Annotated in this window: 6 protein-coding genes; 3 read left to right on the top strand and 3 right to left on the bottom strand. The window is 66.9% G+C overall.

What is annotated here, in order from left to right; all coding sequences use genetic code 11:
- Positions 1–408 precede the first annotated feature (408 nt).
- Both LL06_RS24655 and LL06_RS24650 read left to right on the top strand, forming a co-directional pair.
- Positions 409–3,015, top strand: a complete 2,607-nt coding sequence (locus LL06_RS24655) for a response regulator (protein ID WP_035533339.1) — start codon at positions 409–411, stop codon at positions 3,013–3,015.
- 260 nt (positions 3,016–3,275) lie between these two features.
- Positions 3,276–3,908, top strand: a complete 633-nt coding sequence (locus LL06_RS24650) for a LysE family translocator (protein WP_035533341.1) — start codon at positions 3,276–3,278, stop codon at positions 3,906–3,908.
- Between the two features lie 87 nt (positions 3,909–3,995).
- Here the strand turns inward: LL06_RS24650 and LL06_RS24645 are convergent, their stop codons facing one another.
- Positions 3,996–4,298, bottom strand: a complete 303-nt coding sequence (locus LL06_RS24645; RefSeq protein ID WP_152599768.1) for a hypothetical protein — start codon at positions 4,296–4,298, stop codon at positions 3,996–3,998.
- 256 nt (positions 4,299–4,554) lie between these two features.
- Here LL06_RS24645 and LL06_RS24640 point away from each other — a divergent pair, with 256 nt between their 5' ends.
- Complete coding sequence (locus tag LL06_RS24640) at positions 4,555–5,202, top strand: OmpA family protein (RefSeq protein WP_035533335.1); 648 nt, start codon at positions 4,555–4,557, stop codon at positions 5,200–5,202.
- A 204-nt stretch (positions 5,203–5,406) separates the two neighbouring features.
- On the opposite strand, the gene LL06_RS24635 is transcribed toward LL06_RS24640, so the two are convergent.
- Both LL06_RS24635 and LL06_RS24630 read right to left on the bottom strand, forming a co-directional pair.
- A complete protein-coding gene (locus LL06_RS24635) occupies positions 5,407–5,643 on the bottom strand; it encodes a BrnA antitoxin family protein (RefSeq protein WP_035533333.1) in 237 nt (78 codons plus the stop codon).
- Positions 5,644–5,711: 68 nt separating this feature from the next.
- Positions 5,712–6,623 (bottom strand): pseudouridine-5'-phosphate glycosidase, encoded by a 912-nt coding sequence (locus tag LL06_RS24630; protein WP_035533331.1) that lies wholly within the window; start codon positions 6,621–6,623, stop codon positions 5,712–5,714.
- Between the last annotated feature and the right edge of the window lie 184 nt (positions 6,624–6,807).

The raw sequence follows: 6,807 nt of genomic DNA, 5'->3' as shown, positions 1-6,807 counted from the left end.
GGCGCGGGCGCGGATCAGCCAGAAGACGCCGACCAGCGCCAGAAGCGCCACCGCGACGATGACAATGGCCGTGAGCAGGGTCGCGCCCTGGCCGCCAAAGAGTGTGTCGGGCATCCGGTGTCCTCCCCTAAGTATCCTGGTCCTGCGTCCGGGCCGTGCAATTCGCCCGATCCGGACGCGATCGAACTGTATTTGACGTTTTTTTGACGGTGATCACAAGCCGTTGAGGGCGGTTTTCCCGCTCAACCTGCCGATCGCGGCCTGCTTTGGGTGCTTTGGGGATACAGCCGCCGGCGAATTGCGCCGCAAAGCGGCAATGCGCGCCGGTATGTCGGGCTTTGGGCTTTCCATCAGGGGCGGAATATGATTCAAACCGGACGGATCGGTGGCGGGACGAAAGAGCGATTCATGACGGAAAAGACCCCTGCGGCTTCAACCCCGGCGGCGCTTGTCGACAGAAGCGCGAAACCGCGCTCGGTGTCGAGGCTGGTTTTCCTCGCCGTGGTGATGATCGGCGCGTCGATCGTGTTCTTTCTGTTCAAGGACCGGCTCAACAACGACGTGATGCTGGGCATTCTCGGCGTGATGGCGGTGGTGGGCATCTTCTTCCTGGTCTCCACCGTGATCGGCTTCGTGACGGTGATGCCCAAGGCCACGGCCGACCCGCTGGCGCGCGCCTTCATCGACACCCATCCCGAAGGCACGCTCGTCACCGACGAGAAGGACCGGGTGATCTACGCCAACCATGCCTATGGCGTGCTGACCGGCTCGACCAGCGCCAGCGACGTGCAGTCGATCGAGGCCATTCTCTCGCGCCACCGCGAATCCGCCGAAGCCGTCTACCGGCTGACCAACGCCATGCGCAACGGCCACGAGGGGCAGGAGGAATTCCGCATGACCCAGCCGCTGGGCGCGGCGCGGGACAGCGGCGGGGCGGGGCACTGGTACCGGCTCAGGGGCCGGCCGATCGCCCCCGGCGAGGGCGACGGCAAGCTGATGGCCTGGCAATTGTCCGACATCAGCCATGAGCGCACCGAGCAGGAGCTGGTGTTCAAGGAACTGCAGAACGCCATCAATTATCTCGACCATGCGCCGGTGGGGTTCTTCTCGGCCGGCCGCGGCGGCGAGATCGTCTATCTCAACGCCACGCTCGCCGACTGGCTGGGCATCGACCTAACCGCGTTTTCGCCGGGGAAGATCATGCTGCGCGACCTGGTGGCGGGCGCGGGCATGGCGCTGGTGGAATCGGTGCAGGCCGAGCCGGGGCTCAACCGCACGGCGCAACTCGATCTCGATCTCCTGAAATCCAACGGCCAGAGCCTGCCGGTCCGGCTGGTGCACCGGGTGACGGCCACGCGCGACGGATCGCCCGGCGAAAGCCGCACCATCGTCATCAGCCGCGAGGAGGGCGGCACCGGTGCCCATGACGCGGCGAGCGCCGAGATGCGCTTCACCCGCTTCTTCAACAACACGCCGATGGCGATCGCCTCGGTGGATGCGCGCGGAAAGATCCTCAGGACCAACGGTCCGTTCCTGCAGATGTTTCACGGCCTGGTGACGCGCGACGACATGGAGCGTGGCACGCTGCTCGAAACCATGCTGCGCGAGGACGACCGCAAGGCCTTCCAGGAGGCGCTCAACGAGGCTGCGGACAAGCAGGGCACGATCGCGCCGATCGACAGCCGCCGCGCCGACAATGACGAGCGGCATTTCCGCTTCTACGTCAATGCGGTGATCGAGCATTCGGAAGAGACGCCGGAAGAGGCCGCGATCATCTATGCGGTGGAAACGACCGAGCAGAAGGCGCTTGAGGCGCAGATGGCGCAGACCCAGAAGATGAACGCGGTGGGCACGCTCGCCGGCGGCATCGCCCACGACTTCAACAATGTGCTGACCGCGATCCTTCTGTCGGCCGACCATCTCCTGATGTCGCTGAGGCCGTCCGATTCGAGCTTCGCCGACCTCATCGAGATCAAGCGCAACGCCAACCGCGCAGCCGTGCTGGTGCGCCAGTTGCTGGCGTTCTCGCGCAAGCAGACCATGCGGCCCACCGTGCTGTCGATGACCGACGTGATCGGGGATCTCAGGATGCTGGTCGACCGGCTGACCGGGTCGAACGTCAAGCTCGAGCTCGAATTCGGCCGCGACCTGTGGCCGGTCAAGACCGATCTCGGCCAGTTCGAGCAGGTGCTGATCAATCTCGCCGTCAACGCCCGCGACGCCATGCCCGAGGGCGGGGCGATCACCATCCGCACCCGCAATGTCGAGGCTCAGGAAATCGCCCGGCTCAACCATCGCGGCATGGATGTGGGCGATTACGTGCTCATCGAGATCGCCGACGAGGGCACCGGGATTCCGCCCGAGGTGATGGAAAAGATCTTTGAGCCGTTCTTCACCACCAAGGATGTGGGCAAGGGCACCGGGCTCGGCCTGTCGATGGTCTATGGCATCATCAAGCAGTCGGGCGGCTACATCTATCCCGAGTCCGAAGTGGGCAAGGGCACCATTTTCCGCATCTACCTGCCGCGTCATGTCGAGGACGAGGCCGAGAAGGCGCAGGCGGCCGCGGAAGCCGCGGCGGCGCTCGAGGCGGGGGCCGCCAGGCAGGCCAAGATCGCCGCCGACGGGCCCGAGGACCTGACCGGCGGCTCGGCCGTCGTGCTCCTGGTCGAGGACGAGGAGGCGGTGCGCCGCGGCGGCAAGCGCATGCTGGAAGCCCGCGGCTACGAGGTGCACGAGGCCGGAACCGGGGTAGAGGCGCTCGAGGTGCTCAAGGAACTCGACGGCCGCGTCGACATCGTCGTCTCCGACGTGGTGATGCCGGAGATGGACGGGCCGACGCTGCTCACCGAACTGCGCAAGGACTATCCCGACATGAAGTTCATCTTCGTCTCGGGCTACGCCGAGGATGCGTTCGCCCGCAATCTCCCCGCCGACGCCAAATTCGGCTTCCTGGCCAAGCCGTTCTCCTTGAAGCAGCTTGCGACCGCCGTGCGCGAGATGCTGGACGAATAGGGGCCGGTCGGCGAGAGCATGCCTTTGCTTCCGGATTCCTGGGGTCCGGTCCGACGCTCGGGTGGGAAGTCAACCGTTCCCGGCTGTCCGTCATGAGGCGATGGTCCGCGTCGTGTTTCAGCGAACGCCTGCAGGGCTGACCGGTGGGCGACCCGAAAATGTCAGCAGTGTTTGAGCTGCGCTTCTTGTCGATTGACATCGCGCGGCGCCTGGAACGAAGATCGAACATCCAGTCCCCCGACCTTCCCAAGAGCCGCGCCATGATAGCCGAATATTTGCCGCAGATTCTCCTCGCCCTGTCGATCCAGACCGTGGGGGTGCTGTCGCCCGGTCCCAGTGTCATGCTCATCCTGGGCGTCGCCACGGCGCGCGGCCGGGGGCCGGCCCTGATGACGGCCTTCGGCATTTCCTGCGGCTCCATCGTGCTTGCCGGGTCGGTGGTCCTGGGCATCGCCATCCTGTTGGCCGAGATCGCCCATGCGATGACGGTGATGCGGATCCTCGGCGGGCTTTATCTGTTGTGGCTGGCATACAAGGCGTTTTCCAGGGCGGTGAACCCGCCGCCGCTCGAAGTGCAGGCGGTGGCCAGGAAAAGCGCGGTGCAGACCGCCTTCGGAGGATTTCTGCTTCAGGTGACCAACCCGAAGGCGATCGCCTTCTGGTTGGCGATCGCCGCGGTCGGCGGCGTCGGCCATGCGCCTGCGCCGGTGATCGTGCTGTTCGTCCTGCTTGCCTGGCTGAATTCCTTCGTCGGCCACGTGGCCTATGCGCTGCTTCTGTCGGCGGCGCCGGTGCGGTCGCTGCTGGTGCGCTTCCGGTCCTGGGTGGAGGGTGCGCTCGGCCTGTTCTTTGTCTTCGCCGGCTACAAGTTGCTCACCTCGTCGAACAGGTAGCCTGTGGCTGCCGGTGGAAAAGGCCCCGGCACGGGTCCGTCAACGCTCCTGACGATGCCCGTCAATTCCTGTCGGCCCGGACCGGCTTTACGATCGCTCCGGGCCGAACTCGATGCGCGTGAGCGCGTCATCCTCCGGATAGCGCAGGGCCGAGGATTTCGGCTCCTCGCGGATCAGTTCTCCGTCGACCTCGACCGCGCTTACCCAGGAGACGCTGTAGGCCTCGGCGAAGCGCCGCAAGCGCTGCCAGTGCAGCGCCAGCGCGGGGTCGCCGGCGCGAATGGCCTGGCGCGTCTGCCAGACGCACTCGTCGTAGAACCGGTTGGTCAAGGCGTCGCCGCACTCGTCGCGCAGCGCCAGGAAATCGCGCCAGAGGACGCCATCGATCACAAATACAATGTCCGGACGAAGGTCGATCACGGGATGAAACCGGGTGTCCTGCTGTTGAGGTCCTGCCCCATTTGCGCAAGCCGGGGCGGTGCGGTCAAGGGCCGGAGAGAGGCGCGCGCAGGGTCGGCGGTCATGGGGCGGCGGCCGGCCGCTTGCAATCGAACCCGGCTCGGATAGTTTGACGGCAAGTCTGTCTTCATCATCCTGCCGCATTTTCCGCTAAGGTTCGCATTTCCATATTCCAAGAGGGGCCCTCATGAAATCGAAAATCCTCATCGCGGCGCTGGCCGCCGTGTTCGTTTCCGCCTGCACGACCGATCCCTATACCGGCCAGCAGAAGGTTTCCAACCTTGCCGGCGGCGCGGCGCTGGGCGCACTGGGCGGCGCGGCGCTGGGCACGCTCGCGGGCGGCGACGACCGCAGGAACGCGCTGATCGGCGCCGGCATCGGCGCGCTCGCCGGCGGCGCGGTCGGCGGCTACATGGACCAGCAGGAAAACCAGTTGCGCGCGCAGTTGCAGGGCACCGGCGTGTCGGTGACGCGCGTGGGCGACCGGATCATCCTCAACATGCCGTCCAACATCACCTTTGACACCGACCAGTCGGCGGTGAAGCCCGAATTCTACCCGACGCTCAATTCCGTGGCGCTGGTCTTGCAGAAGTTCAACCGCTCGCTGGTCGACGTCGCCGGCCACACCGATTCGACCGGGTCGGACAGCCACAACCTGACGCTCTCGCAGCAGCGCGCGCAGTCGGTATCGAGCTACCTGATCTCGCAGGGCAACGATCCGCGCCGCTTCTACACCCAGGGCTTCGGCGAAAGCCAGCCGATCGCCGACAACGGCACCGATGCCGGCCGCGCCGCCAACCGCCGCGTGGAAATCCAGATTTCGCCGCTGAGCTGAGCGGCGGCGAAACCAGACGTCTGAGGCAACATCAGACCCGGCGGCGCAAGCCGCCGGGTCTTTCCGTTTCGGGGTGGGGCTGCGGGTGCTTGCCGGATGGGACGGTGTGAGGCCTTGGCGCCCTCGATGTCCGTCATGCCGGTCAAGCCCGGCATGACGGAGACGGATGGTCTTCGCCCGTCCTCGCGCCCGCCGGAAGCGGGTCTACTTGCCGTCGAGCCCTGCAGCCGCGCGCAGCGCCGTGTTGATGCGGTCCTGCCAGCCGGGGCCGTCGTTCTGGAAATGCTCGAGCACGGCGCGGTCGATGCGGAGCGAGACCATTTCCTTGCCCTCGGGCACGGCGGCCGGCTTTGGTGCCGGCTCGGCCGGCTTCGTGGTGGCGGATTTGAAGGCGGCTTCGGCGCGTTCGAAGACGCTGCCGGTGCGTCGGGTGGGCTTCATCGAGGTGTCCTTTTCAGGGTTGGCCGGGCCGGGGTCGCATGTCGTCCGGGACCGATGCTAGCGGCGGTTCATGTCAGCGCCACGGCGATGCGGGCGGCGAGCCGGGCGTTGTTGAGCACCAGGGCGATGTTGGTCTTGAGGCTTGCGCCGTCCGTGAGCTTGAGGATCTCGCTGAGCAGGAAGGGCGTGACCGCCTTGCCCTCGACGCCCCGCGCCCGCGCCGCCTCGAGCGCCGCCTCGATATGGCGGTTGATTTCGGCGGCCGGGATTTCCTCGTCCTCCGGCACCGGGTTGGCGATCAGCATGCCGCCATGGACGCCAAGCGCCCGGCGGGTGGTCTCGAAACGGGCGATGGCGCCGGCGTCGTCGAGCCGCAAGGGGGCCCTCAGGCCCGAATTGCGCGACCAGAAGGCGGGCATCTCGTCCTGGCCGAAGGCCACCACCGGCACGCCGCGGGTCTCGAGCGCCTCGAGCGTCTTCGGGATGTCGAGGATCGCCTTGGCGCCGGCCGAGACGACGATCACCGGGGTGCGGGCGAGCTCGTCGAGATCGGCGGAAATGTCGAAGCTGGTTTCCGCGCCGCGGTGCACGCCGCCGATGCCGCCGGTGGCGAACACGGATATGCCAGCCAGATGCGCCGCCATCATGGTGGCCGCCACCGTGGTGGCGCCGGTGCGGCCTTCGGAAATCGCGAAGGCGAGGTCGGCGCGCGACAGTTTCATCACGTCTTTCGCCTGGGCCAGTGCTGTGATGGAAGCCTCGTCGAGCCCGGCATGCAGCCGGCCATCGATCACCGCGATGGTGGCGGGCACGGCGCCCTCGGAGCGGATCGCGGCCTCGACCTCAAGCGCCATGTCGCGGTTGCCCGGCCAGGGCATGCCGTGGGTGATGATGGTGGATTCGAGCGCCACCACGGGGCGGCCTTCGCCCAGCGCTGCGGCGACCTCGCCGGTGGTCTCGATGGTGATGGATCCGGTCATGCGGGGCTCCTGGCTTTCAAACGGGGATTGACGCGGGCTGTGGCATGGCTGCGAGGGTGCTGGCAAGCAGGGCGGGCGACAAATCGCCGACCACCGGGCCGCGCACGCCGGCCGTCAGCCGCGCCAGCGCAATGCCGCGCCGGAGGTTGGCCTCGACCGATCCGCCGGCAAGCAGGCCGTCGAG

It is taken from the genome of Hoeflea sp. BAL378 (assembly GCF_000759435.1).
Taxonomy (GTDB): Bacteria; Pseudomonadota; Alphaproteobacteria; order Rhizobiales; family Rhizobiaceae; genus Hoeflea.
This window is presented reverse-complemented; position numbering and strand designations above follow the sequence as displayed.